Annotated in this window: 22 protein-coding genes; 15 read left to right on the top strand and 7 right to left on the bottom strand. The window is 71.7% G+C overall.

What is annotated here, in order from left to right:
* Positions 1-41: 41 nt before the first annotated feature.
* Positions 42-1,235 (bottom strand): MFS transporter, encoded by a 1,194-nt coding sequence (locus tag B2P18_RS06290; RefSeq protein ID WP_286957026.1) that lies wholly within the window; start codon positions 1,233-1,235, stop codon positions 42-44.
* Positions 1,236-1,374: 139 nt separating this feature from the next.
* Here B2P18_RS06290 and B2P18_RS06285 point away from each other — a divergent pair, with 139 nt between their 5' ends.
* A complete protein-coding gene (locus B2P18_RS06285) occupies positions 1,375-2,454 on the top strand; it encodes a LacI family DNA-binding transcriptional regulator (protein ID WP_286957023.1) in 1,080 nt (359 codons plus the stop codon).
* An 89-nt stretch (positions 2,455-2,543) separates the two neighbouring features.
* Here B2P18_RS06285 and B2P18_RS06280 read toward each other — a convergent pair whose 3' ends face one another.
* Positions 2,544-3,335, bottom strand: coding sequence for a class I SAM-dependent methyltransferase (locus B2P18_RS06280; RefSeq protein ID WP_286957021.1), 792 nt, complete (start codon positions 3,333-3,335; stop codon positions 2,544-2,546).
* A gap of 152 nt (positions 3,336-3,487) precedes the next feature.
* Here B2P18_RS06280 and mshA point away from each other — a divergent pair, with 152 nt between their 5' ends.
* The 3 genes from mshA to B2P18_RS06265 are packed head-to-tail and all read left to right on the top strand — an operon-like array spanning position 3,488 to position 6,123.
* Positions 3,488-4,738 (top strand): D-inositol-3-phosphate glycosyltransferase, encoded by a 1,251-nt coding sequence (mshA, locus tag B2P18_RS06275; RefSeq protein ID WP_286957016.1) that lies wholly within the window; start codon positions 3,488-3,490, stop codon positions 4,736-4,738.
* Positions 4,735-5,370: a YbjN domain-containing protein gene (locus tag B2P18_RS06270; protein ID WP_376783703.1), complete on the top strand. Its 636-nt coding sequence runs from the start codon at positions 4,735-4,737 to the stop codon at positions 5,368-5,370. The genes mshA and B2P18_RS06270 overlap by 4 nt, the downstream gene beginning before the upstream one ends.
* A 9-nt stretch (positions 5,371-5,379) precedes the next feature.
* Positions 5,380-6,123, top strand: a complete 744-nt coding sequence (locus B2P18_RS06265) for a phosphoglyceromutase (RefSeq protein WP_286957014.1) — start codon at positions 5,380-5,382, stop codon at positions 6,121-6,123.
* Between the two features lie 155 nt (positions 6,124-6,278).
* Here B2P18_RS06265 and phoU read toward each other — a convergent pair whose 3' ends face one another.
* A complete protein-coding gene (gene phoU, locus B2P18_RS06260) occupies positions 6,279-6,965 on the bottom strand; it encodes a phosphate signaling complex protein PhoU (RefSeq protein WP_019286966.1) in 687 nt (228 codons plus the stop codon).
* A gap of 382 nt (positions 6,966-7,347) precedes the next feature.
* Between phoU and B2P18_RS06255 the strand changes: the two genes are divergently transcribed.
* Entirely contained in the window at positions 7,348-8,403 is a 1,056-nt protein-coding gene (locus tag B2P18_RS06255; protein WP_286957011.1) for a sensor histidine kinase, read from the top strand.
* A gap of 45 nt (positions 8,404-8,448) precedes the next feature.
* On the top strand, positions 8,449-9,129 hold the full coding sequence (locus B2P18_RS06250) for a response regulator transcription factor (protein WP_029211032.1): 681 nt from the start codon (positions 8,449-8,451) through the stop codon (positions 9,127-9,129).
* Between the two features lie 79 nt (positions 9,130-9,208).
* On the opposite strand, the gene B2P18_RS06245 is transcribed toward B2P18_RS06250, so the two are convergent.
* A complete protein-coding gene (locus B2P18_RS06245) occupies positions 9,209-9,868 on the bottom strand; it encodes a hypothetical protein (protein WP_286956995.1) in 660 nt (219 codons plus the stop codon).
* Between the two features lie 279 nt (positions 9,869-10,147).
* On the opposite strand from B2P18_RS06245, the gene B2P18_RS06240 reads away from it, so the two are divergent.
* The 6 genes from B2P18_RS06240 (at position 10,148) to rlmB (ending at position 15,506) form a co-directional block, all read left to right on the top strand.
* The gene (locus tag B2P18_RS06240; RefSeq protein ID WP_019286970.1) at positions 10,148-10,630 is read left to right on the top strand and encodes a CarD family transcriptional regulator; all 483 of its coding nucleotides are present in this window, start codon (positions 10,148-10,150) and stop codon (positions 10,628-10,630) included.
* Positions 10,631-10,706: 76 nt separating this feature from the next.
* Positions 10,707-11,465 (top strand): 2-C-methyl-D-erythritol 4-phosphate cytidylyltransferase, encoded by a 759-nt coding sequence (gene ispD / locus B2P18_RS06235; protein ID WP_286956983.1) that lies wholly within the window; start codon positions 10,707-10,709, stop codon positions 11,463-11,465.
* Positions 11,462-11,950: a 2-C-methyl-D-erythritol 2,4-cyclodiphosphate synthase gene (gene ispF / locus B2P18_RS06230; protein ID WP_286956981.1), complete on the top strand. Its 489-nt coding sequence runs from the start codon at positions 11,462-11,464 to the stop codon at positions 11,948-11,950. The genes ispD and ispF overlap by 4 nt, the downstream gene beginning before the upstream one ends.
* A 119-nt stretch (positions 11,951-12,069) precedes the next feature.
* Positions 12,070-12,894, top strand: coding sequence for an N-acetylmuramoyl-L-alanine amidase (locus B2P18_RS06225; RefSeq protein WP_286956980.1), 825 nt, complete (start codon positions 12,070-12,072; stop codon positions 12,892-12,894).
* 127 nt (positions 12,895-13,021) lie between these two features.
* Positions 13,022-14,488, top strand: coding sequence for a cysteine--tRNA ligase (gene cysS / locus B2P18_RS06220; RefSeq protein WP_050993281.1), 1,467 nt, complete (start codon positions 13,022-13,024; stop codon positions 14,486-14,488).
* 4 nt (positions 14,489-14,492) lie between these two features.
* A complete protein-coding gene (gene rlmB, locus B2P18_RS06215; protein WP_286956977.1) occupies positions 14,493-15,506 on the top strand; it encodes a 23S rRNA (guanosine(2251)-2'-O)-methyltransferase RlmB in 1,014 nt (337 codons plus the stop codon).
* Between the two features lie 104 nt (positions 15,507-15,610).
* On the opposite strand, the gene B2P18_RS06210 is transcribed toward rlmB, so the two are convergent.
* Both B2P18_RS06210 and B2P18_RS06205 read right to left on the bottom strand, forming a co-directional pair.
* Positions 15,611-16,318, bottom strand: a complete 708-nt coding sequence (locus tag B2P18_RS06210) for an RDD family protein (RefSeq protein WP_239261408.1) — start codon at positions 16,316-16,318, stop codon at positions 15,611-15,613.
* A 93-nt stretch (positions 16,319-16,411) separates the two neighbouring features.
* Positions 16,412-17,659 (bottom strand): DUF4032 domain-containing protein, encoded by a 1,248-nt coding sequence (locus tag B2P18_RS06205; protein ID WP_286956970.1) that lies wholly within the window; start codon positions 17,657-17,659, stop codon positions 16,412-16,414.
* Between the two features lie 155 nt (positions 17,660-17,814).
* On the opposite strand from B2P18_RS06205, the gene B2P18_RS18875 reads away from it, so the two are divergent.
* Together B2P18_RS18875 and B2P18_RS06195 are read left to right on the top strand one after the other, a co-directional pair.
* Positions 17,815-17,958: a transporter substrate-binding domain-containing protein gene (locus B2P18_RS18875; RefSeq protein ID WP_376783704.1), complete on the top strand. Its 144-nt coding sequence runs from the start codon at positions 17,815-17,817 to the stop codon at positions 17,956-17,958.
* A gap of 385 nt (positions 17,959-18,343) precedes the next feature.
* Positions 18,344-18,517, top strand: coding sequence for a hypothetical protein (locus tag B2P18_RS06195; protein WP_240483952.1), 174 nt, complete (start codon positions 18,344-18,346; stop codon positions 18,515-18,517).
* A 131-nt stretch (positions 18,518-18,648) separates the two neighbouring features.
* On the opposite strand, the gene B2P18_RS06190 is transcribed toward B2P18_RS06195, so the two are convergent.
* Positions 18,649-19,722, bottom strand: a complete 1,074-nt coding sequence (locus tag B2P18_RS06190; RefSeq protein ID WP_029211023.1) for an ABC transporter ATP-binding protein — start codon at positions 19,720-19,722, stop codon at positions 18,649-18,651.
* 303 nt (positions 19,723-20,025) lie between these two features.
* Here B2P18_RS06190 and B2P18_RS06185 point away from each other — a divergent pair, with 303 nt between their 5' ends.
* Positions 20,026-21,360, top strand: coding sequence for a sugar ABC transporter substrate-binding protein (locus B2P18_RS06185; RefSeq protein WP_286956961.1), 1,335 nt, complete (start codon positions 20,026-20,028; stop codon positions 21,358-21,360).
* Positions 21,361-21,418: the final 58 nt, after the last annotated feature.

Here is a 21,418-nt window from a genome sequence, read left to right as displayed (position 1 = left end):
CTGGTCACCAACTGCCCGTCCGCACCATCCGCACAGTCGCGTCAGTCGCGCTGCTCGCGGGTCACGGGGACCAGCAGCAGGGCGATCACGGCGAGACCGCCGACCAGCAGCAGCGAGTGCAGGACCCCGACGTGGTTGCCCAGGAAGCCCAGGAACGGCGGGCCGGCGAGGAACGCCAGGTAGCCGATCGTCGAGACGACGCTCACCCGCACCGCGGCCCGACGAGGGGCGTCGCTGGCGGCCGAAATACCGACCGGGAAGCCGAGGCTGGCTCCCACGCCCCAGATCGCTGCGCCGACGAAGGCCAGGACCGGTCCGCCGAAGACGACCAGCAGCGAGCCGATCGCGGCCATCACGAACAGCACGCGCAGCACCGGCACCCGGCCGTAGCGGTCCAGCGCGGAGGTGCCCAGCAGGCGTCCGATCGTCATGGCGCTGAGGAAGGTCGCGAAGCCGAGGATCCCGGCCCACTGCGGCAGGTCGTAGCCCTCGACGAGCGCGACGGACACCCAGTCGTTGGCGGTGCCCTCGGTCATGGCGGCGACGAGCACGACGACGCCGATGAGCAGGGTGCGCGGCTCGCGCCACGCGGAGGTGCTGGACGGGCGGGCCTCGTCGTCGGTGGCCTCGGTGTCCGCCTCCTCCACCGCACGGGGGAGGAAGCCGCGGACGGACAGCCAGCCGAGCAGCGGCCACAGCAGCGCCACGCCGGTGAGGTGCACCCAGACCGGGACGCCGGCCCAGGCGAGGCCCGCCGCGGCGAGCGCCATCAGCACCGTGCCGCCGCTGAACGCGGCGTGGAACCACGGCATGATCGCGCGCCCGAGGTGCTGCTCGACCGCTGCGCCCTCGATGTTCATCGAGACGTCCCAGGTGCCGATGCCGAGGCCGACGAGGAACAACCCGACCCCTGCCACGATCGCCGAGTGCGCGAGGTCGGTGCCGACGCCGAGGACCACCAGCCCGACGCAGAACACCGCGAGCCCGGACATGACCGTGCGGACGGCACCGATGCGGGCCGTGATGCTGCCCGCGGCGGGGAGGCCCAGCAGGGAGCCCGCCGACACGCACATCAGGAGCACGCCCAGCTGGCCGGGGTCGAGCCCGAGCGAGGACTTGATGGCGGGGATCCGGGACGACCAGGTGGCGAAGCCCATGCCGTTGACCGCGAAGACCGCCACCACGGCCCACACGGCCTGGCGCACGCGCTCGGGGGACAGGGTCGTGGTGGTCATGTGAGGTCCTCCGGGATGGTGTGGTCTGGCCGTGGCTCGGCGGCGTCATACGGCGGTGGGGCCTGGCGTCTGGAGCATCGCTGCGGGGTGCGATCGAATCGAATCGATTCGATCGAATCGTTTCGATTAGTTTGCCGACATGGCACGGACCGGTCAATCCACGACGCGCTCGCCCCAGCGCCGGCCCACCCTCCGCGAGGTGGCCGACCAGGCGGGCGTGTCGATCTCGACCGCGTCGCTCGTCTACAGCGGCAAGCAGGGCGTCTCCCCGGCGACGGCGGAGCGGGTGCGCGAGGCGGCCGAGGCCCTCGGGTATGCCGGGCCCGACCCCCTCGCCTCGTCGCTGCGGCACGGGCGGTCGGGGGTGGTCGGGGTGCACCTCGAGGGGACGCTCGGCTATGCCTTCCAGGACCCCTACGCCGTCTCCGTGCTGGACGGCCTCGGCCAGGCGCTCGACGAGCTCGGGATGGGGATGCTGCTCGTGCCGGAGGCGCCGGGGGAGGCCTCCCACGCGGCCCGCCTCGTGGCGGGACAGGCGCTGGACGCGCTGGTGTTCGCCCTGTGCGGTCCCACCACCTCCGCGCTCGTCGACCAGGTGGCCGCCCGGGGGATCCCGATGCTCGGCACGGGCGCCCCGGCCGACGACCGGGTCGTGCAGCTGCGCATCGACGACCGCGGCGCCACCGCCGCCCTGGTCGACCACCTGCTCGAGCTCGGCCACCGGGACGTCGCGATGCTGGCCATGCCGCTCGATCCCGGCGCTCGCACCGGACCGGTGACGGTGGCGGACATCGAGGCGGCGACCTACCCGGACGCGCGGGACCGGGCGCTGGCGTTCGTCGACCGGATGGGCCCGGACCGCCCGATGGTGCAGTCGGCGAGCCTGTCGATCGACGGCGCGGCCGAGGCGGCCGCGCTCCTGCTCGACGTCTCGCCGCGCCCCACCGCCGTGGTGGCCCAGTCGGACCTGCTGGCGGCCGGGGTGATCCGCGCGGCGGCCGACCGGGGGCTGTCGGTGCCGCAGGACCTGAGCGTCGTGGGCTTCGACGGCGTCGAGCTGCCGTGGTTCGAGGGGCGGCTCACGACGGTGGAGCAGGACGGGCGGGGCAAGGGGCGCCATCTCGGTGACATGGTGCGGCGTCTCCTCGACGGCGAGGACGTGCCCAACCAGGTGCACCCGACCCATCTCCGCCTCGGCACCACGACCTACCCGAGGTAGTCACACTCGCCCGACGTGGCACGCCAGGCCGATGTGACGACCTGAGGTAGGTATGACGAAGCCAGGCCGGTGTGACGAAGCCAGGCGGATCAGGACGGGGCGACCGCGGACCACGCGACCGTGAGCTCGCCCAGCCGCCACCGGGCCGGCCCGTCGAGCAGCGGCCACCCCGCCTCGCGCAGCCCGCGCGCCACCGCCACGAACCTCTGTCGCGCCCCATAGCTCGCCAGCGGCGCCTGCCGGGCCCACTCCGCGTCGACCGCGGAGAGCCAGTCGTGGACCCGCTCGCCCGGCACGTTGCGGTGGATCAGCGCCTTGGGCAGCCGCTCGGCCACCACACCGGGCCGGGCCAGGCCCCGCAGGTGCCAGGAGCAGGTCAGCGACAGCGGACCCGAGCGGTCGAGGGCGACCCACGACGCGAGCCGCCCGATCTCGTCGCAGGTCCCGTCCACCAGCAGCCCGTCGGGCGTGAGGCGCGAGCACAGCCGGTCCCACGCGTCCGGGACCTCTTCCTCGGAGTACTGCCGCAGCACGTTGAACGCCCGCACCACCGTGGCGGACTCGCCGTCCAGGGGCACCTCGAACCCGCCCAGGCGGAAGGACAGCCCCGGCACCTCCAGCGGCCGACCGAGCTCCACGCGGGACGGCTCGATCTCGATGCCCACGACGCGCACGTCCGGCCGCACGGCCGACAGCCGCTCGTGCAGCTCGACCGCGGTGACGGGGGAGGCGCCATACCCGAGGTCGACCGCGATCGGAGACGCGGCCGCCGACCTCAGCCGCCAGGCCTGCGGGCCGGCCAGCCAGCGGTCGCAGCGCCGCAGCCGGTTGGGGTTGGTCGTCCCGCGCGTCACGGTGCCGATGGGGGAGGTGCGGGCCACCGGTCCAGCCTAGGTCGCGCCCACCCCGCCCCGGACATCCACGCGCGCTGCCCCGCACGAGGGGAATGCCGCCCGGCACCGGCCGGTTGTCGCGAGCGGCAGCGCTCGGCGTCTCCGTCGGCACGCCACCCGTCGTCACCCACGGAGGTCTCATGCCCGGGCTGTACCGCGTCGCGATGCTGAGCGTCCACACGTCACCCCTCGCGACGCCGGGCCGAGGTGACGCCGGCGGCATGAACGTCTACGTCGCCGAGACCGCCCGCCGCCTCGCGCGCCGCGGCATCGAGGTCGACGTCTTCACCCGCGCCACCTCGGGTCGCCAGGCGCCCGCCGTCCGGCTCGACGACGGCGTCACCGTCCGCCACGTCACCGCCGGCCCCTTCGAGGGTCTCGGCAAGATGGACCTCCCCGGCCAGCTGTGCGCCTTCGCCGCCGGGGTCATGCGCACCGAGGCGATGAACCCCGAGGGGCACTACGACCTCGTCCACTCGCACTACTGGCTGTCCGGGCAGGTGGGCTGGCTGGCCGCCGACCGCTGGCAGGTGCCCCTCGTCCACAGCATGCACACGATGGCCAAGGTCAAGAATCTCCAGCTGGCCCAAGGGGACTCGCCCGAGCCTCCCGGTCGTGAGATCGGCGAGGAGCAGGTCGTCGCGGCCGCCGACCACCTGGTCGCCAACACCGAGATCGAGCGCCGCGAGCTGATCGAGCTGTATGACGCTGCGCCCCACCGCGTCGCCGTCGTCCCCCCGGGCGTCGACCTCGACGTCTTCCACCCGGGCGACCAGGGCGAGGCACGAGCCCGGCTGGGGCTGCCGTCGGACGCGGTGCTGCTGCTGTTCGTCGGGCGGATCCAGCCGCTCAAGGCCCCGGACGTCCTCGTCCGCGCCGCCGCCGAGCTGCTCTCCCGTCGTCCCGAGCTGCGGCCACGGCTGCGCGTCGCCGTCCTCGGCGGTGACAGCGGGGGCGGGTATGGCGACCCGGAGTTCCTGCGACGCCTGGCCGCCGAGCTCGGGGTGGGCGACCACATGGTCTGGCACCAGCAGAGCACCCGCGCCGAGCTGGCGGACTGGTTCCGGGCGGCCGACGTGGTGACCGTCCCGTCCTACAACGAGTCCTTCGGGCTGGTCGCCGTCGAGGCGCTGGCGTGCGGCGCGCCCCTCGCGGCCACCCGCGTGGGTGGCCTCCCGACGGCGGTCGGTGACGCGGGCGTGCTCGTGGACGGGCACGACCCGCGTGCCTGGGCCGACGCCATCGCGTCGCTGCTCGACCACGGCGACCTCCCCGGCATACGGGCTCGAGCCGCCCGGCACGCCGAGGCGTTCTCGTGGGAGGCGACCACCGACCGGCTGGTCGCCGTCTATCAGGACGTCCTCGCCCGACGACGTAGCCTGGCCTCGTGACCGACGACGTGCACAGCAGCAGCCCCACCACCAGCCTCACCACCAGCCCTGCATCCAGCCCTGCCGACCCCGACACCTCTGACACCTCCGACACCTCTGACACCGCCAAGGTGCTCGCCGCCGTCGAGGCCTTCGTCACCGGGCAGGAGCTCGAGTGGGAGCGCGGGGCGCGCGAGGGCGAGGTCGTGGTGACGCTGCCGGGGGAGCACAAGCTCAAGACCGTGCTGTCCCTGCTGGTGCGCGAGCGCGGCCTGTCCGGCAGCGCGTTCGTGATCCGCAACGCCGACGAGGCGCACGAGCGGTTCTACCGCACCCTGCTGCGGCGCAACCTGCGGATGGCGGGCGTGGCCTACGCCATCGACGCTTCGGGAGACGTCTACGTCACCTCGCACGTCCCGCTCGCCGGGGTGGACGAGGCCTACCTCGACCAGCTGCTCGGCACCGTCCTCGAGGCGGCCGACGAGCCCTTCGACGAGCTGCTGGAGATCGGCTTCATCACCTCGATGCGCAAGGAGTGGGCGTGGCGGATCTCGCGGGGCGAGTCGACCCGCAACCTCGACGCCTTCCGCCACATCCTGGACACCGGTCCGCAGGGCGAGGCACCGGGTGAGGGCTCCGTCCACGAAGGATAGGGTCGGAGCATGACCTACACGCTGATCCTCCTGCGCCACGGCGAGAGCGAGTGGAACGCCAAGAACCTCTTCACCGGCTGGGTTGACGTCGAGCTGTCCGACAAGGGCCGCGCCGAGGCCGCCTCCGGCGGCACGCAGCTCAAGGACGCCGAGCTGCTGCCGGACATCCTGCACACCTCGCTGCTGCGTCGCGCGATCAACACCGCCAACGCCGCCCTCAACGAGTGCGACCGCCACTGGATCCCGGTCAAGCGGTCCTGGCGCCTCAACGAGCGCCACTACGGCGACCTGCAGGGCAAGGACAAGAAGCAGACCAAGGAGCAGTACGGCGAGGAGCAGTTCATGCTCTGGCGCCGCTCCTACGACACCCCGCCGCCGGAGATCGCCGACGACAACGAGTTCAGCCAGGCCGGGGACCCGCGCTACGCCGACCTCGGTGACGCGATGCCCAAGACCGAGTGCCTCAAGGACGTCGTCGCCCGGATGATCCCCTACTGGGAGTCCGACATCGTCCCGGACCTCAAGGACGGCAAGACCGTGCTGGTCGCCGCGCACGGCAACTCGCTGCGCGCCCTGGTCAAGCACCTCGACGGCATCAGCGACGACGACATCGCCGGCCTCAACATCCCGACCGGCATGCCGCTGGTCTACCGCCTCGACGAGTCGCTCAAGCCCACCGTCCCCGGCGGCGAGTACCTCGACCCCGAGGCCGCCAAGGCCGCCGCGGAGGCCGTCGCCAACCAGGGCAAGTGACCTACCTCAGGTAGTCACACCCGCCCGGGTTGGCACGCCAGGCGGGTGTGACCAACCCCGGCCGGTGTGACCAACCCAGGCTGATCTGCTCAGGCCGTATGCCGAGAAGGCCCGACCCCACGCGGGGTCGGGCCTTCTCGCCGTACAGGCGGCAATCAGTCGTCGTCGCCGGCGTCGATGCCCGGGAGCTCGACGCCGTCCTGCGCCCACTCGCCGGTGACGAGGTAGACGACGCGGCGGGAGACCGACACCGCGTGGTCGGCGAAGCGCTCGTAGTAGCGCCCGACGAGGGTCACGTCGACGGCGGCCTGGATGCCGGCGTCCCAGTGCCCGCCGAGGAGGTGCTCGAACACCTGGCGGTGCAGGGCGTCCATCTCGTCGTCCTGCGTCTCGAGGGCGACGGCGGCCGCGACGTCCTTGCCGGCGATGATCGAGCCGGCCTGCGCCACGATCTTGTCTGCGGCGTGGCCCATCTCGGTGATGGTTCCGCGCAGGGTGGCCGGGATCGCCGACTCGGGGTAGCGGAGCCGGGCGACCTTGGCGATGTGCCGGGCGAGGTCGCCCATGCGCTCGAGGTCGGCGCTCATGCGCATCGCCGTCACGACCATGCGCAGGTCGGTGGCGACGGGCTGCTGGCGGGCGAGCAGGTCGACCGCGGTGTCGTCCAGCTCACGACGCATCTGGTCGATGGCCTGGTCCGCCTCGATGACGGACTCGGCGAGCTCGAGGTCGGCGTCGAGGAGGGCGATGGTCGCCCGGCCCATCGCCGAGCCGGTGAGGCGGGACATCTCGACGAGCTTGTCCGAGATCTGGTCGAGCTCCTCGTGGAACGCGTCGCGCATGGATTCCTCTCACTGCGGTGCAGGGGCGTCGGCGCAGTCGCGGTCGGCTGCCCAACTAGATCGTAGGTGCAGGCGCGCACGGGTGTCCCAGGATCGCGCCTCGGCGAGCGTCCCAGGGCTGCGTTAACGAGCTGAGGACCACGGATGAACACTTGGCGATCACACCGTGTGATCACCGCGCCGGCGTGCGTGTCGGGGGTCGTCACGGCCATGCTGACCTGCGAGGCGTGCGTCGGCCGGTTCCGCTGCTGCGTATCCTCGTCGCGTGGATCCCGTGGTGACGTTCGGCGCTGTCGCGCTGGTCGGTGCCCTGACGGGGTCCGCCATGACCACAGGTTGGTCGGACCGTTTCCGCCGTCGTCACCGAGAGGGACAGGCTCCCGTGAGCACGAGCCCGGACACCGCCGAGCTGCAGCCGGGGGTCGAGGACGTCCTCGCGGTCCTGCGCTCGATCGGCATCGTCCTCGACGCCTCCGACGCGGTGGTCCGGTCGACGCAGGCCGCGGTGCAACACGGGCTGGTCCGCGAGGGCGAGCTGGTCCATCGTGAGCTGGTCGCGCTCGCTCGTGAGGTGCGGCGCTCCGGGGACGTCCATGAGACCGAGCTGGACCTCCCGCGGGGCCCGCTGGGCCGGGGCCGGATGGTCGCCCACGTCCGCGCCGCACGGCTCTCGAGCGGGCACGTCCTGCTGCTCGTCGACGACCGCACGCACGCCAACCGGGTCGACGAGGTCCGCCGCGACTTCGTCGCCAACGTCTCGCACGAGCTCAAGACACCGGTGGGCGGCCTCGTGCTGCTGGCCGAGGCCGTGCAAGGTGCCGCGGACGACCCGGAGGCGGTGCACCGCTTCGCCGGCCGGATGAAGGTCGAGTCGGAGCGGCTGACCCGCCTCGTCAAGGAGATCGTCGACCTGTCCCGCCTGCAGGTGGCCGACACCCTGACCGAGCCGGCGCCCGTGGACGTGGCGGGGGCGGCCGCGGACGCCGCGGACCGGTGCCGCCTCGTGGCCGAGGGCAAGGGCATCGAGATCAGCGTGACCACGGGGGACCGGGCCATCGTCTACGGCGACCGCGAGCTGCTGACGACCGCGATCCGCAACCTCGTCGACAACGCCGTGGCCTACTCCGACGACGGTGCACCCGTGCGGGTCATCGTGGAGCGCCAGGGCGACGTGGTCGAGGTGGTGGTCAGCGACCTAGGGGCGGGCATCCCCCCGGACGAGCAGGACCGCGTCTTCGAGCGCTTCTACCGCGTGGACCCCGCGCGGTCACGATCGACCGGCGGCACGGGCCTCGGCCTGTCCATCGTCAAGCACGTCGTCGCCAACCATGGCGGCGAGGTGCGGCTGTGGAGCCAGACGGGGCAGGGGTCGACGTTCACCCTGTCCTTCCCCGCCGCCGCGCTGACCGACCTGGGCGAGCAGCAGCCGCGCCCCTAGCATCGAGCACGACCGGAGGTCTCCGGACGAGGAAAGGTAGTGAGCATGACCCGCATCCTGGTGGTCGAGGACGAGGAGTCCATCTCCGACCCGCTGTCCTACCTGCTGCGCAAGGAGGGCTACGACGTGGCGATCGCCGCGACCGGCCCCGAGGCGCTGGCGGAGTTCGAGCGGTCGAGCACCGACCTGGTGCTCCTCGACCTGATGCTGCCAGGCCTGTCCGGCGTCGACGTCTGCCGTTCGATCCGCCAGCGGTCGTCGGTCCCGATCATCATGCTCACCGCCAAGGACAGCGAGATCGACAAGGTCGTGGGCCTCGAGATCGGCGCCGACGACTACATCACCAAGCCCTACTCCAGCCGCGAGCTCCTCGCCCGGATCAAGGCGGTGCTGCGGCGGATGAGCGAGCCGGACGACCTCGTGCCGGCAACCCTCGAGGTCGGGCCGGTCCGCATGGACGTCGAGCGGCACACGGTGTCGGTCAACGGGGGTCCGACCGCCCTGCCGCTCAAGGAGTTCGAGTTGCTCGAGATGCTGCTGCGCAACGCCGGCCGGGTCCTCACCCGCATGCAGCTCATCGACCGCGTCTGGGGCAGCGACTACGTGGGGGACACCAAGACGCTGGACGTCCACGTCAAGCGGCTCCGCGCCAAGATCGAGCCGGACCCCGGCGCCCCGGTGCACATCGTGACGGTGCGTGGGCTGGGCTACAAGTTCGAGGTCTGATCCCCACCGACCCGCGCCCGGGAGCCTCCGGGGCGCGGGTCGGGTTCCGCGCGTGCTGGTCCGGCCGTATGCCGGTCCGTCAGCCCGCAGACGTGGTCGCGGTCTCGGACGGGGTCGCGGCGGGCGTGCTCGGCGTCGGCGCGGTGGCGCTCTCGCTGGTGCTCGGGGTGGTCGTGGCGCTGCCGGTCGCGGTGCCGGTGGGCGTCGCCGTGGCGCTGCCGGATCCGCTCGGCGCGGTCGGCGTCACGGTGGCGTAGTACCCGGTCGGCGGGAGCACGGGGACGAGGGGGTTCTGCATGCCGTTGATGGCGGTGCCCACCTGGAGGTTGACCATGGCGCCGGGCTTGACCGGGACGCTGGGGACCGAGACCTTCTCGGACGCCAGGGAGACCGCCTGGCCGGGCTCCACGGTCGTGGTCACGGGGGAGCCGGACTCCCCGAGGGAGAAGGACACCTGAGCGGGCTGGTTGCCCTGGTTGACGACGAGGCCGTTCAGGGCGCCGCCCTTGCCCTCGCCCGCGCTGACGACGAGCAGGTCGCGGACCTTGACCGGGCCGAGGTCGAGCTCGACGCCGTCGGCCGGGGCATAGCTGACGTCCGTCTGCTGCGGGGACATCGTGTTGCACGCGGTGAGGCCGACCGTGGCCAGGGCCGCGGTGCCGAGGGTCAGGGTGGCGCGGCGGACCCGGGCGGCACGAGCCATCGGGGTCGCGGGGCGGTGGGAGTCGTCACGGGTCACGGCGACACCATATCGCCTCGCGCCTCACCCGGCTCGGCCCACGCGCGCCTCATCCGGCTCGGCCCACGCGCGCCACACCCGGCCCGGGCCACGCGCCCACCGCAGCGACGTCCAAGACCGGCGACGCGCGCGTAGCGCGTCGTTGACCATTCGTCAAGACCCTGTTGAACGATCCCACGTTGTGGTTCGTGGGCCCTGACCTGCACAAATGCCCGTCCTCGGGCTTTATCCGGGCTGATTTGCGTGATATGATGGTGGTCGCGAAAGGGGCTTGACTACATGGCGTTCAAGGTCGGAGAAACGGTCGTCTACCCGCATCACGGGGCGGCGCTCATCGAGGAGATCAACACCCGGACCATCAAGGGTGTCGACAAGATCTACCTGAAGCTGAAGGTGTCCCAGGGTGACCTGACCATCGAGGTCCCCGCCGAGAACTGCGACCTCGTCGGCGTGCGCGACGTGGTCGGCCAGGAGGGCCTGGACCACGTGTTCGAGGTCCTGCGGGCCACGTGCGCGGAGGAGCCGACCAACTGGTCCCGCCGCTACAAGGCCAACCTGGAGAAGCTCGCCTCGGGTGACGTCAACAAGGTCGCCGAGGTCGTGCGTGACCTGTGGCGCCGCGACAAGGACCGCGGCCTGTCCGCCGGCGAGAAGCGCATGCTGGCCAAGGCTCGTCAGATCCTGGTGTCCGAGCTCGCGCTCGCGGAGAAGACCGACGAGGAGAAGGCCGAGTCGATCCTCGACGAGGTCCTCGCTTCCTGAGGCGCTCCACCCCGCAACGTCCGGAGGCCCCCACCGCTGCCCGCGGTGGGGGCCTCGCCGCGTCTACAGTGACCTCGTGAGCGTCGCCGTCATCATCGTGGCCGCCGGGTCGGGCAGCCGACTCGGGGCCGACCTGCCCAAGGCCCTGGTCGAGGTCGGCGGGCGCACCCTGCTGGAGCACAGCCTCCGCACCGCGCTGGAGGTGTCCGGCCTCGTGCAGGTCGTCGTTGTCGCGCCGGCGACCCACCTCGAGGCGGTCATCGAGCTGATCGACGGCATCCGCACGAGCAGTGCCGTGCACGTGGTCGCCGGGGGCGCGGACCGCACGGCCTCGGTGGCGGCCGGTCTCGCCGCCCTCGACGACGGCCTCGGCGACGAGCTCGACGACGCCGACGCGCAGGGGGACCTCGCCGAGCCGCAGGTCGTGCTCGTCCACGACGCCGCCCGCTGCTTCACCCCGCTGGACGTCTACGAGCGGGTGGTCGACGCGGTGCGTGACGGCTGGGTCGCCGTGGTGCCCGGGCTGCCCGTCGTCGACACGGTCAAGGTCGTCGACGAGCGCGGGGTCGTGCGCTCCACCCCGCCGCGCGAGCAGCTGCGCGCCGTGCAGACGCCCCAGGGCTTCGTGCGGGACGAGCTCGAGGCGGCCCACGCCAGCGGGATCTCCGCCACCGACGACGCCGCCCTGCTCGAGGCGCTCGGCCATCACGTCCTCGTCGTCGAGGGAGACCCCTTGTCGTTCAAGGTGACCACGCCCGCGGACCTGGACCGTGCGCACCGGCATACGGCCTCGCTGTCCACCACCCCCGACCTCGAACCGGAGACCGTCGTATGAACCCCGTCGTCCCCCGCGTGGGCATCGGCACCGACATCCATGCGTTCGCGGCGGCCGGGTCGGGGCGCGAGCTGTGGCTGGCCGGGCTGCTCTGGGAGGGGGAGGTCGGGCTCGAGGGGCACTCGGACGCCGACGTCGTCGCCCACGCGGCGTGCAACGCGCTCTTCTCGGCGGCGGGGCTCGGTGACCTCGGGCAGCACTTCGGGACCGGACGACCCGAGTGGTCGGGGGCGAGCGGGGTCACGCTGCTCACCGAGGCCTGCCGAATCGTGCGGGAGGCGGGGTTCGAGATCGGCAACGTCGCGGTCCAGGTCGTCGGCACCCGCCCCAAGGTCGGCCGGCGGCGGGCCGAGGCCGAGGCGCTGATGAGCGAGGTGGTCGGCGCTCCGGTGTCGATCAGCGGCGCGACCACCGACGGGCTGGGGTTCCCCGGCCGCGAGGAGGGCGTGCTGGGCATCGCGACCGCCCTCGTCTACCTCAGGTAGGCACATCGGCCCGGCTTCGCACGGCAGGCGGATGTGGCCAACCCGGGCTGATCTCGCGCCCGCTGGCAGCCCGGGCCGCCGGGGTTGGGAGAGTCGCCTGCGGCGAGGACACTGGCCGTATGACGAACCCCGCCCGCCACCACGCAGGCCCGCGGCACGCGTGGGTCGCCGCCACGATCACCGCCGCCGTCGCGGCCGCGTCCGCCCTCGCCCCAGGGGCGTCGGCCCTCCCGTCAGCCGACCCACCGTCCGCGGTCCGGCCAGCCGGCAACCGATCGCCGCTCGCGGGCACCACGATCGTCGTCGACCCTGGTCACAACGGGGGCAACGGCCGCAACCCCAAGGCGCTCGCCCGCAAGGTCTACGCCGGCAACGGCCTGTGGAAGACCTGCAACACCGTCGGCACCCAGACCGCGGCCGGCTACCCCGAGCACGCGCAGGTGTGGGACACGGCCACCCGGCTCGCGACGGTGCTGCGGGCCCAGGGCGCGCGCGTGGTGCTGACCCGGGCCGACGATCGGGGCTTCGGGCCGTGCATCGACCGGCGGGCCGCCATCGGCAATCAGGCGCGGGCGACGCTGGTCGTGTCCATCCATGACGACGGCAACCTCTCGCCGCGGGCCAGGGGCTTCCACGTCATCCACTCGCCGCGCATGGCGGGCGGGCCGGCCGTGCAGCAGCGGTCCGAGCGGCTGGCCGTGGCGGTGCGGGACGCGTTCGCGGCCGGGACCGGGATGCCGCGCTCGACCTATGTCGGGCGGGGGACCGCACTCAGCCGGCGCACCGACATCGGGGGCCTCAACCTGTCGACCGTCCCCGCCGTGATGCTCGAGGCGGGCAACCTGCGCCACCCGCGGGACGCCCGCCTGCTGGGGTCAGCGGCCTTCCGGCAGCGCGAGGCCGTGGCGCTGGCCGCCGGCATACGGCGATATCTGGGGCGTTGACGGAATCGACCCGCCCTGGTCACATCCGCTGGGGTGCCCGTTGGCTGCCAACCCGGGCGGACGTGACTACCTCGGGCAGGTCCGCTGGAGGCGAGGCCCCACGCCTGCCGCCGGTAGCATGGGGCGGGTGAGTCTCCACATCTACGACACCGCCACGCGCGAGCTGCGCGAGTTCCAGCCACTGCACGAGGGCAAGGTCGGCATCTACATCTGTGGCCTCACCACCCAGGGCGCCCCCCACATCGGTCACGTGCGCTTCGCCGTCGCGTTCGACATCCTGCGGCGCTGGCTGACCGCCGGCCACGGCTACGACGTGACCCTGGTGCGCAACGTCACCGACATCGACGACAAGATCCTGCGCAAGTCCGCCGAGAACGGCGCCGAGTGGTGGGCCTGGTCCTATGACCACGAGCGCCAGACCTCCGAGGCCCTGGACCTGCTCGGCGTGCTGCCCGCGACCTACGAGCCGCGCGCGACCGGGCACGTCCCCGAGATGGTCACGCTGATGGACACCCTCGTCGACAAGGGCCACGCCTACGCGGCGCCCGACGGCAGCGGTGACGTCTACTTCGACGTGCGGTCCTTCCCGGCCTACGGCGCGCTGACCCGCCAGTCGATCGACGACATGGAGGCTGCCGAGGACGCCGACCCGCGCGGCAAGCGCGACCCGCGCGACTTCGCCCTGTGGAAGGGGTGGAAGGCCGGCGAGCCCGCCACGGCCAGCTGGCCGACGCCCTACGGCACGGGCCGCCCCGGCTGGCACCTCGAGTGCTCCGCGATGGCTCGCAAGTACCTCGGCGACGAGTTCGACATCCACGGCGGCGGCGTCGACCTGCGCTTCCCGCACCACGAGAACGAGCAGGCCCAGTCGCACGCGGCCGGGCTCGGGTTCGCGCGCTACTGGATGCACAACGCCTGGGTGACCGTCCAGGGCGAAAAGATGAGCAAGTCGCTCGGCAACTCTCTGATCGTCACCGAGATCGCCCGCCAGACCAGGCCGCTCGCGCTGCGCTACTACCTCGGGGCCGCGCACTACCGCTCCACCATCGAGTTCCACGAGGGCTCCCTGGCCGAGGCCGAGGCGGCGGTCGAGCGGATCGAGGGTTTCCTGCGTCGTGCGGTCGAGCACGGTATGCCGGACGCGCCCGCCGAGCCGTTCCCCGCCGAGTTCCGCGCGGCGATGGACGACGACCTCGGGGTCTCCGGGGCCCTGGCCGTCGTCCACGACACCGTCAGGGCGGGCAACACCGCGCTCGACGACGGCGACCGTGAGCTGGCCCGACGTCTCGCGGCGCAGGTCATGGCCATGACGGACGTGCTCGGCGTCAACCCCCTCGACCCGCACTGGGACGCGAGCGGTGGCGAGGGCGACGTGGCGCGCTCCGCCCTCGACGTCCTCGTCCAGGCGCAGCTCGACCGCCGTGCGGCGGCCCGCAAGGAGCGGGACTTCGCCACGGCCGACGCCATCCGTGACGACCTGACGGCCGCCGGGATCCTCGTCGAGGACTCGCCGTCCGGGGCGCGCTGGACCCTGGCCCGCCCCGCCGCCGCGGGCACCACCGGCCCCACCGGCAACACCGACACCAAGGACTGATCCCATGCCAGGCAACTCCCAGCGCCGCGGCGCGATGCGCAAGGGCGCCTCCCGCAAGGGCGCCTCCGTCGGCAGCGGCGGCCAGCGCCGCCGCTCGCTCGAGGGCAAGGGCCCCACGCCCAAGGCCGAGGAGCGTCCCAACCACAAGGCCTACAAGCAGGCGCAGCGTGCCGCCAAGGCCGGCGCCTCGGGTGCCGCGGGTGGTCGCCCGGGCACCGGTGGGGCCGGCGGCGGTCGCGGCGGTGCCGGTGGTCACGGCGGTCGCCGCAACCGCACCAGCACCGAGACCGTCGCGGGCCGCAACTCGGTCCTCGAGGCCCTGCGCGCGGACATCCCGGCCAGCACGGTCTATGTCGCGAGCCGCATCGACTCCGACGACCGGGTCCGCGAGGCCCTCAAGATCGCGACCGAGCGCAACATCCCCATCCTCGAGACGCCCCGCGGCGAGCTGGACAGGCTCACCGACGGCGCGGTGCACCAGGGGCTCGCGCTGCAGATCCCGCCCTACGACTACCGCCACCCCTCCGAGCTCGTCGACCCGCAGACGCCGGGGATCCCGCTCGTGGTGGCGCTCGACGGCATCACCGACCCCCGCAACCTGGGCGCGATCATCCGCTCGGTCGGGGCCTTCGGCGGCCACGGGGTGGTCGTCCCCGAGCGTCGCAGCGTCGGCATGACCGCCTCGGCGTGGAAGACCTCCGCCGGTGCCGCCTCCCGCGTCCCCGTCGCGCAGGCCACCAACCTGACTCGCACCCTGCAGGACTACCGCAAGCAGGGCTACTTCGTGATCGGGCTCGACATGGACGGGGACGTCGAGCTGCCGCAGCTGGACCTCGCCGACCAGCCGCTCGTCGTGGTCGTGGGGTCCGAGGGCAAGGGCCTGTCGCGTCTCGTGGGCGAGACCTGCGACCAGATCGTGTCGATCCCGATGGCGTCCGGCAACGAGTCGCTCAACGCCGGCATCGCCTGCGGCGTCACGCTCTACGAGATCGCCCGCCAGCGCGCCGCCACCCGCTGACCTACCCCCGGCAGTCACAGCAGCCGGCCTTCGTCCCCCAGGCGGGTGTGACGAAGGCCGGCTGATCTGTGTGGTGCGACGTGCTGCGCCGTGGTGCGCGGCCGCTACGACTGGCGCGGCGGGACGGTCGTGACGCCGGTCCCGCACATCTTGTCGGCGAAGGTCTGGCGTCGCTCGTCCCACAGCGGCCACAGGTAGCCGAGGTAGAGCGGCAGGCTGTCGAGGTAGTGCGCCAGGTCTCGCACGAAGGCCATGCCCGTGCCGATCGGCTGGCCGGTGCGCTCGGAGACCAGCCAGGTCCCGGCGACCTTCTTGCCCCAGGACTGGCCGCGCCCGCCGCGCACCCAGCGGTTGTAGATCTGGATGACCAGCGCCAGCAGCCAGCCGACGCCCACCAGCACCAGGCCGGTCGTGATCATGCCCTGGTCGCCGCCGGTCGTCAGGATCTCACCGGTCGTGGGGTCGACGGTCGAGGTGCCCGACCCGCTGGCCATCACGCCGGCGCCGATCGTCATGAGGAGGGCGCCGGGCAGCGTCAGCAGTCCGTCGAGCACCGAGGCGAGCACACGCTTGCCCCAGGGCGCCAGCGCCGCCGTCGCCGTCGGACCCGAGCCCTGGCCGTATGCCGGGACCTGCCCGTATGCCGGGGCCTGCCCGTAGGAGTGGGACTCCCCATCGGCGGGGGCCTGCCCGTACGCCCCTGCCTGGCCGTAGGCCGAAGGCTCGGGCGTGGTGGCGCCGTACGGCGACGAGCCTGACGGCGTCGAGCCGGCGGGCGGTCCGGCATACGGGTTGTTGCTGTTGTCGGTCATGATCACTCCTCGTGATGGCTTCACGCGAAGCATAGGACCGGCAGGGCGCCCCTCGTGCGTGAATGCCCCCAGGTGATCACGATCTGTGACGAGTCAGTCGTCCAGGTGCGCGACGACCGGCATCTCCACCGTGTCGACGCCGACGACGGTCTCCTCGACCGGCTTGGTCGGCAGGATCGTCAGGATGTAGTCGGCCATCGCCTGCCCGATCGGCACGTCGTGGCCGTTGCGCTCGGAGAGGTACCACCGGTGCTCGAGCAGCTCGTGGAAGAGCTCGGCGGGCTCGAGCTTGCCGCGCAGGTCGGCGGGGATGGCGCGGGTGATCGGCAGGAAGATCTCGTTGAGCCAGCGCGTGGCGGTGATGGCCTCGTCCTCGCCCTGCACGTCCAGCGCCGCGCGATAGGCGTCGAGGTCGTTGAGCAGGCGGCGGGCCTGGTTCTCCTCGACGTCGAGACCCGTCAGGCGCAGGAGGCGGCGGCTGTGGTGACCGGCGTCGACGACCTTGGGCTGGATGCGCAGCGTGGTCCCGTCGATGTCGGTGGACATGGCCAGCTCGTCCACGTCGAAGCCGAGCTGGTTGAGCTGTCGGATCCGCTCGTCGACGCGCCACCGCTCGCCGACGTTGTAGGACTCGACGCCCGTCAGCTCGTGCCACAGCTGGGTGTAGCGGGCCATGATCTGGTTGGAGATCTCGACGGGGTCGTTGCCCTCGGGCAGCAGCCCGCCGGCCTCGAGGTCCATCAGCTCGCCGGCGATGTTGACCCGGGCGATGTCGAGGTCGTGGTCGCGCTGCCCGTCGGACAGCCGGTCGCGCAGCTCGCCCGTCTCCGCGTCGACGACGTACGCCGCGAAGGCCCCCGCGTCGCGCCGGAAGAGCGTGTTGGACAGCGACACGTCGCCCCACCAGAAGCCCTGCAGGTGGAGGCGCACGAGCAGCACGGCGAGGGCGTCGATGAGGCGGGTCGCGGTGTCGGGGCGCAGGGTCTGGCTGAACAGCGCGCGGAACGGCAGGGAGTACTGCAGGTGGTGGGTGATCAGGCAGGAGTCGAGGGGCTCGCCGTCGGCGCCCACCCGTCCGCTGACCACGCCGTAGGGGCGCACGCACGGGATCATGAGCCGGTTGAGCGCACGGAGCATGTGGTACTCGCGGAACGCGATCTCGTCCTTGATCTCCTTGATCGCGATCACGCCCTCGGGGGCGCGCAAGAACCGCACGATGTGCCGGGAGATGCCGCGGGGGAGCGCAGCCAGCCGCTCCTCGGGCCAGTCCTCCAGGGGGGTGGACCAGGGCAGGTCCAGCAGGGCGGGGTCGGGGCGGACCGCGGTGATCTCGAGCGCCATCCCCCCATCGTGGCAGAACACCCGGTCCGGCGTCGGTTGCCACATCTTGGCGGGCGAGACGAGCCTCGTCGCGGCGCGACCGGGGGGTCTAGGTTCAACGGCACACACCGCCGTATGCCGAGGAGGGCCACCGTGATTCGCATCCGTGAGGCAGCGTGCGCGTCTGCACCACCGGGGCCTACCGCCCCTTCACCTACAAGGACCCACGGACGGGTGCCTACAGCGGCATCGACGTGACCATGGCGCAGGACCTGGCCGCACGGCTCGGCGTCAAGGTCGAGTGGGTCCCGACGACGTGAAAGACGCTCATGCCGGACTTCACGGCTCGGTGCGACACCGGGATGGGTGGCATCTCGATCAGCACCGACCGGCTGCAGCAGGCCTTCTTCACCGAGCCGTTGCTGACCGAGGGCAAGACGCCGATCACGTTGTGCAGCAAGGTCGCCAACTACGACACCGTGGCGGAGATCAACAGGCCCGGCGTCCGGTCGATCACACCCATCGGCGGCACCAACGAGAAGTTCGCGGTCAAGCACTACCCGCAGGGGAGGATCATCCGGTGGAAGGACAACAACACGATCTTCGACGAGATCATCGCGGGCCGGGCCGACGTCATGACCACGGACGCCTCCGAGACGGTGTGGGTGGCGTCGACGCACCCGCAGCTGTGCGCGGCTGTGCGCGGTGCACCCCGACAAGCCCTTCGACTTCTCCCAGAAGGGCTATCTCCTGCCGCAGGGCGACGTCGTCTGGGAGGAGGTCGTGGACGGCTGGCTCGCGATCGCCAAGCGGGACGGGACCTACACAAAGGCCGCCCAGCCGTGGTTCAAGGACAAGCCCCTCACCCCGGCGCCCTGACCGTAGGGTCGACTGCCGCGAGCGGCGGCCGCCCCGCTGTGGGGTGACCGCCGCTCGCGCTGGGGATCCGCCTGGGTCGGTCACATCCGCCTGGCGTGCTAGCTCGGGTGGATGTGACTACCTGAGGTGGGTCAGTCGTTGAGGCGCAGGCCCGACTCGCTGTCGAACAGGTGGATGTGGTCCGCCTTGGGCGCGAAGAAGACCTGCTCGCCCTTCATCGGGGGGCGGCGGCCGTCGACGCGGGCGATGATCTGGCCCGAGCCGTGGGCGTCGTCGGTGGAGCCGTAGACGTAGGCATCCGCGCCGAGCTCCTCGACGACGTCGACGGTCACGGGCAGGCCCTCGTTGGACAGCTCGAGGTCCTCGGGACGGACGCCCATGATCACCTTGCGGCCGGCGTCGTTGAGCGCGTCGCGGGGGACCGGGGTGGTGTGCTGCCCGAGGCGGACCCCACCGTCGGCGACCGGGACCTCCATGATGTTCATGGCGGGGGAGCCGATGAAGCCGGCGACGAAGACGTTGTCCGGGTGGTCGTACATGCGGCGCGGGGAGTCGCACTGCTGCAGGATGCCGTCCTTGAGGACCGCGACGCGGTCGCCCATCGTCATGGCCTCGACCTGGTCGTGGGTGACGTAGACGGTGGTGACGCCGAGGCGACGCTGCAGCGAGGCGATCTGCGTGCGGGTCTGGACGCGCAGCTTGGCGTCCAGGTTGGACAGCGGCTCGTCCATGAGGAAGACCTGCGGGTTGCGGACGATGGCGCGGCCCATGGCCACGCGCTGACGCTGGCCACCGGACAGGGCCTTGGGCTTGCGCTCGAGGTACTGCTCGAGGTCGAGGATCTTGGCGGCCTCCTCGACGCGCTTGCGGATCTCACCCTTGTCGACGCCGGCGATCTTGAGCGCGAAGCCCATGTTGTCGGCGACGCTCATGTGGGGGTAGAGCGCGTAGTTCTGGAAGACCATCGCCACGTCGCGGTCCTTGGGGGAAAGGTTGGTGACGTCGCGGTCGCCGATCCAGATCTTGCCGCCGTTGACCTCCTCGAGGCCGGCGAGCATGCGCAGCGACGTGGACTTGCCGCATCCGGAGGGACCGACGAGGACGAGGAACTCGCCGTCCTCGATGTCGATGTTGAGCCGGTCCACGCTGGGCTTGTCGTTGCCCGGGTAGAGACGGGTTGCGTTGTCGAACTTGACCGTTGCCATGGTCTGCCTTCCTTCACCGGCAGGAACGTGCCGGACGATCCGTTGTAAAGGGGGTCCTGGAACCCGGCGGGCTCCAGGAGGCGATCCGGCGTTGCCGATGAGGTGGCGGACGTCGTTGTCGCTCGGGCCAGTATGCAACAGGTTGCAGCTCTGTCGACCTGCTCTGACCCTGATCTAGGGGGCTGCAACGGTTTAGGACCGTTCTAGACCCGGGTTCCCTGCAACTTCTTGCAAACCACCGGGCGATGCTGCAAGATCTTGCCAACGCGCACTTCGCGTGAGACCAACATCAAGGGAGATGACATGCACAAGCGTGCATTCGGGCCCGTCGCCGTCGTCGGTGCCTCAGCTCTGCTCATGACCGCCTGTGGCGGCGGTGGCGCCACCACGACCTCGTCCAGCACCACGCCTGCCGGTTCGGCCTCCGCCTCGTCCAGCGCTGGTGCCACGGCCGCCGCACCGACCACGATGAGCACCAAGGACGCGGCGCGCGACGCCAACGCCGACCTCGTGATCTGGTCCGACGCCGACCGCGCCCCCGCCGTCACCAAGTACGCGCAGGCCTTCGGCGAGGAGAACGGCGTGAAGGTCGCCGTCCAGATCGCCACCGACACCCGCCAGCAGTTCAAGGACGCCACCAAGGTGGGCAAGGGCCCGGACATCGTCGTGGGCGCCCACGACTGGGCCGGTGAGCTCGTGCAGAACGGCACCGTGAGCCCGATCCAGCTCGACCAGGCCACCCAGGACAAGTTCCTGCCGCAGGCCATGGCCGGCACCAAGTTCAACAACCAGATCTACGGCGTCCCCTACGCCATCGAGAACATCGGCCTGCTGCGCAACACCGCGCTCGCCCCCGACGCCCCCAAGACCATGGACGAGCTCGTCGCCAAGGGCCAGGAGCTGGTCAAGGCCGGCAAGGCGACGCAGCCGCTCATCCAGTTCGTGGGCAAGAAGGGCAACGCCTACTACTCCTACCCCTACCTCTCGGCCTTCGAGGGTGGTGGCATCTTCGCCAAGGGCGCCAACGGCGACTACGACCCCAAGCAGGTCCTGGTCAACAGCGCCGGCTCGGTCAAGGGCGGCGAGGTCCTCGCCAAGCTCGGCCAGCAGAAGGTCCTGTCGACCAACGTCGACGACACCAACATGGACCAGCTGTTCGGCACCGGCAAGGTGCCGTTCATGATCACCGGCCCCTGGTCGGTCCCCCCCGCCAAGAAGGCCGGCGTCAAGTACGCCATCTCGAACCTCCCGTCCCTCGAGGGCGGCAGCGCGATGAAGCCGTTCAGCGGGGTCCAGATGTTCTACGTCTCGGCCAAGGCCAAGAACGCGCAGATGGCGCAGGAGTTCGTCACCAACTACGTGCCGCGCAAGGACCTCCAGCTGGCGCTCTTCGAGGCCGGGCAGCGCCCGCCGGCCCTCAAGGAGGCCTACGACGAGGTCGCGGCGTCCAACCCGGACATCAAGGCGTGGTTCGAGGCGGGCAAGGACGGCGCTCCGATGCCCAACATCCCGGCCATGAACGCCGTGTGGGAGCCTTTCGGCCTCGCCACCGCCGACATCATCTCCGGCAAGGCCCAGCCCAAGGCTCGCCTGGACGCCGCTGCCAAGGAGATCACCACCAACATCGCCAAGGGCTGACCGAGCCCCGCATGACAGGTATGCCGGCTCGCGCCCTGCGGGCCGGCATGCCTGCACC

Origin of the sequence: Arsenicicoccus sp. UBA2120 (assembly GCF_002330965.1) — a bacterium.
GTDB lineage: Bacteria > Actinomycetota > Actinomycetes > Actinomycetales > Dermatophilaceae > Arsenicicoccus > Arsenicicoccus bolidensis.
Note: the sequence above shows the minus strand (reverse complement) of the source record. Positions and strands in the feature narration are given on the sequence as shown.

What these genes read in the sequence shown, in the direction of transcription:
- B2P18_RS06185 (WP_286956961.1), top strand. Translation starts at nt 20,026, where the DNA reads ATGCACAAGCGTGCATTCGGGCCCGTCGCCGTCGTCGGTGCCTCAGCT.
- B2P18_RS06205 (WP_286956970.1), bottom strand. Translation starts at nt 17,659, where the DNA reads ATGGCGCTCGAGATCACCGCGGTCCGCCCCGACCCCGCCCTGCTGGAC.
- B2P18_RS06225 (WP_286956980.1), top strand. Translation starts at nt 12,070, where the DNA reads ATGACGAACCCCGCCCGCCACCACGCAGGCCCGCGGCACGCGTGGGTC.
- B2P18_RS06190 (WP_029211023.1), bottom strand. Translation starts at nt 19,722, where the DNA reads ATGGCAACGGTCAAGTTCGACAACGCAACCCGTCTCTACCCGGGCAAC.
- mshA (WP_286957016.1), top strand. Translation starts at nt 3,488, where the DNA reads ATGCCCGGGCTGTACCGCGTCGCGATGCTGAGCGTCCACACGTCACCC.
- B2P18_RS06290 (WP_286957026.1), bottom strand. Translation starts at nt 1,235, where the DNA reads ATGACCACCACGACCCTGTCCCCCGAGCGCGTGCGCCAGGCCGTGTGG.
- B2P18_RS06250 (WP_029211032.1), top strand. Translation starts at nt 8,449, where the DNA reads ATGACCCGCATCCTGGTGGTCGAGGACGAGGAGTCCATCTCCGACCCG.
- rlmB (WP_286956977.1), top strand. Translation starts at nt 14,493, where the DNA reads ATGCCAGGCAACTCCCAGCGCCGCGGCGCGATGCGCAAGGGCGCCTCC.
- phoU (WP_019286966.1), bottom strand. Translation starts at nt 6,965, where the DNA reads ATGCGCGACGCGTTCCACGAGGAGCTCGACCAGATCTCGGACAAGCTC.
- B2P18_RS06240 (WP_019286970.1), top strand. Translation starts at nt 10,148, where the DNA reads ATGGCGTTCAAGGTCGGAGAAACGGTCGTCTACCCGCATCACGGGGCG.
- B2P18_RS06210 (WP_239261408.1), bottom strand. Translation starts at nt 16,318, where the DNA reads ATGACCGACAACAGCAACAACCCGTATGCCGGACCGCCCGCCGGCTCG.
- B2P18_RS06265 (WP_286957014.1), top strand. Translation starts at nt 5,380, where the DNA reads ATGACCTACACGCTGATCCTCCTGCGCCACGGCGAGAGCGAGTGGAAC.
- B2P18_RS06285 (WP_286957023.1), top strand. Translation starts at nt 1,375, where the DNA reads ATGGCACGGACCGGTCAATCCACGACGCGCTCGCCCCAGCGCCGGCCC.
- ispF (WP_286956981.1), top strand. Translation starts at nt 11,462, where the DNA reads ATGAACCCCGTCGTCCCCCGCGTGGGCATCGGCACCGACATCCATGCG.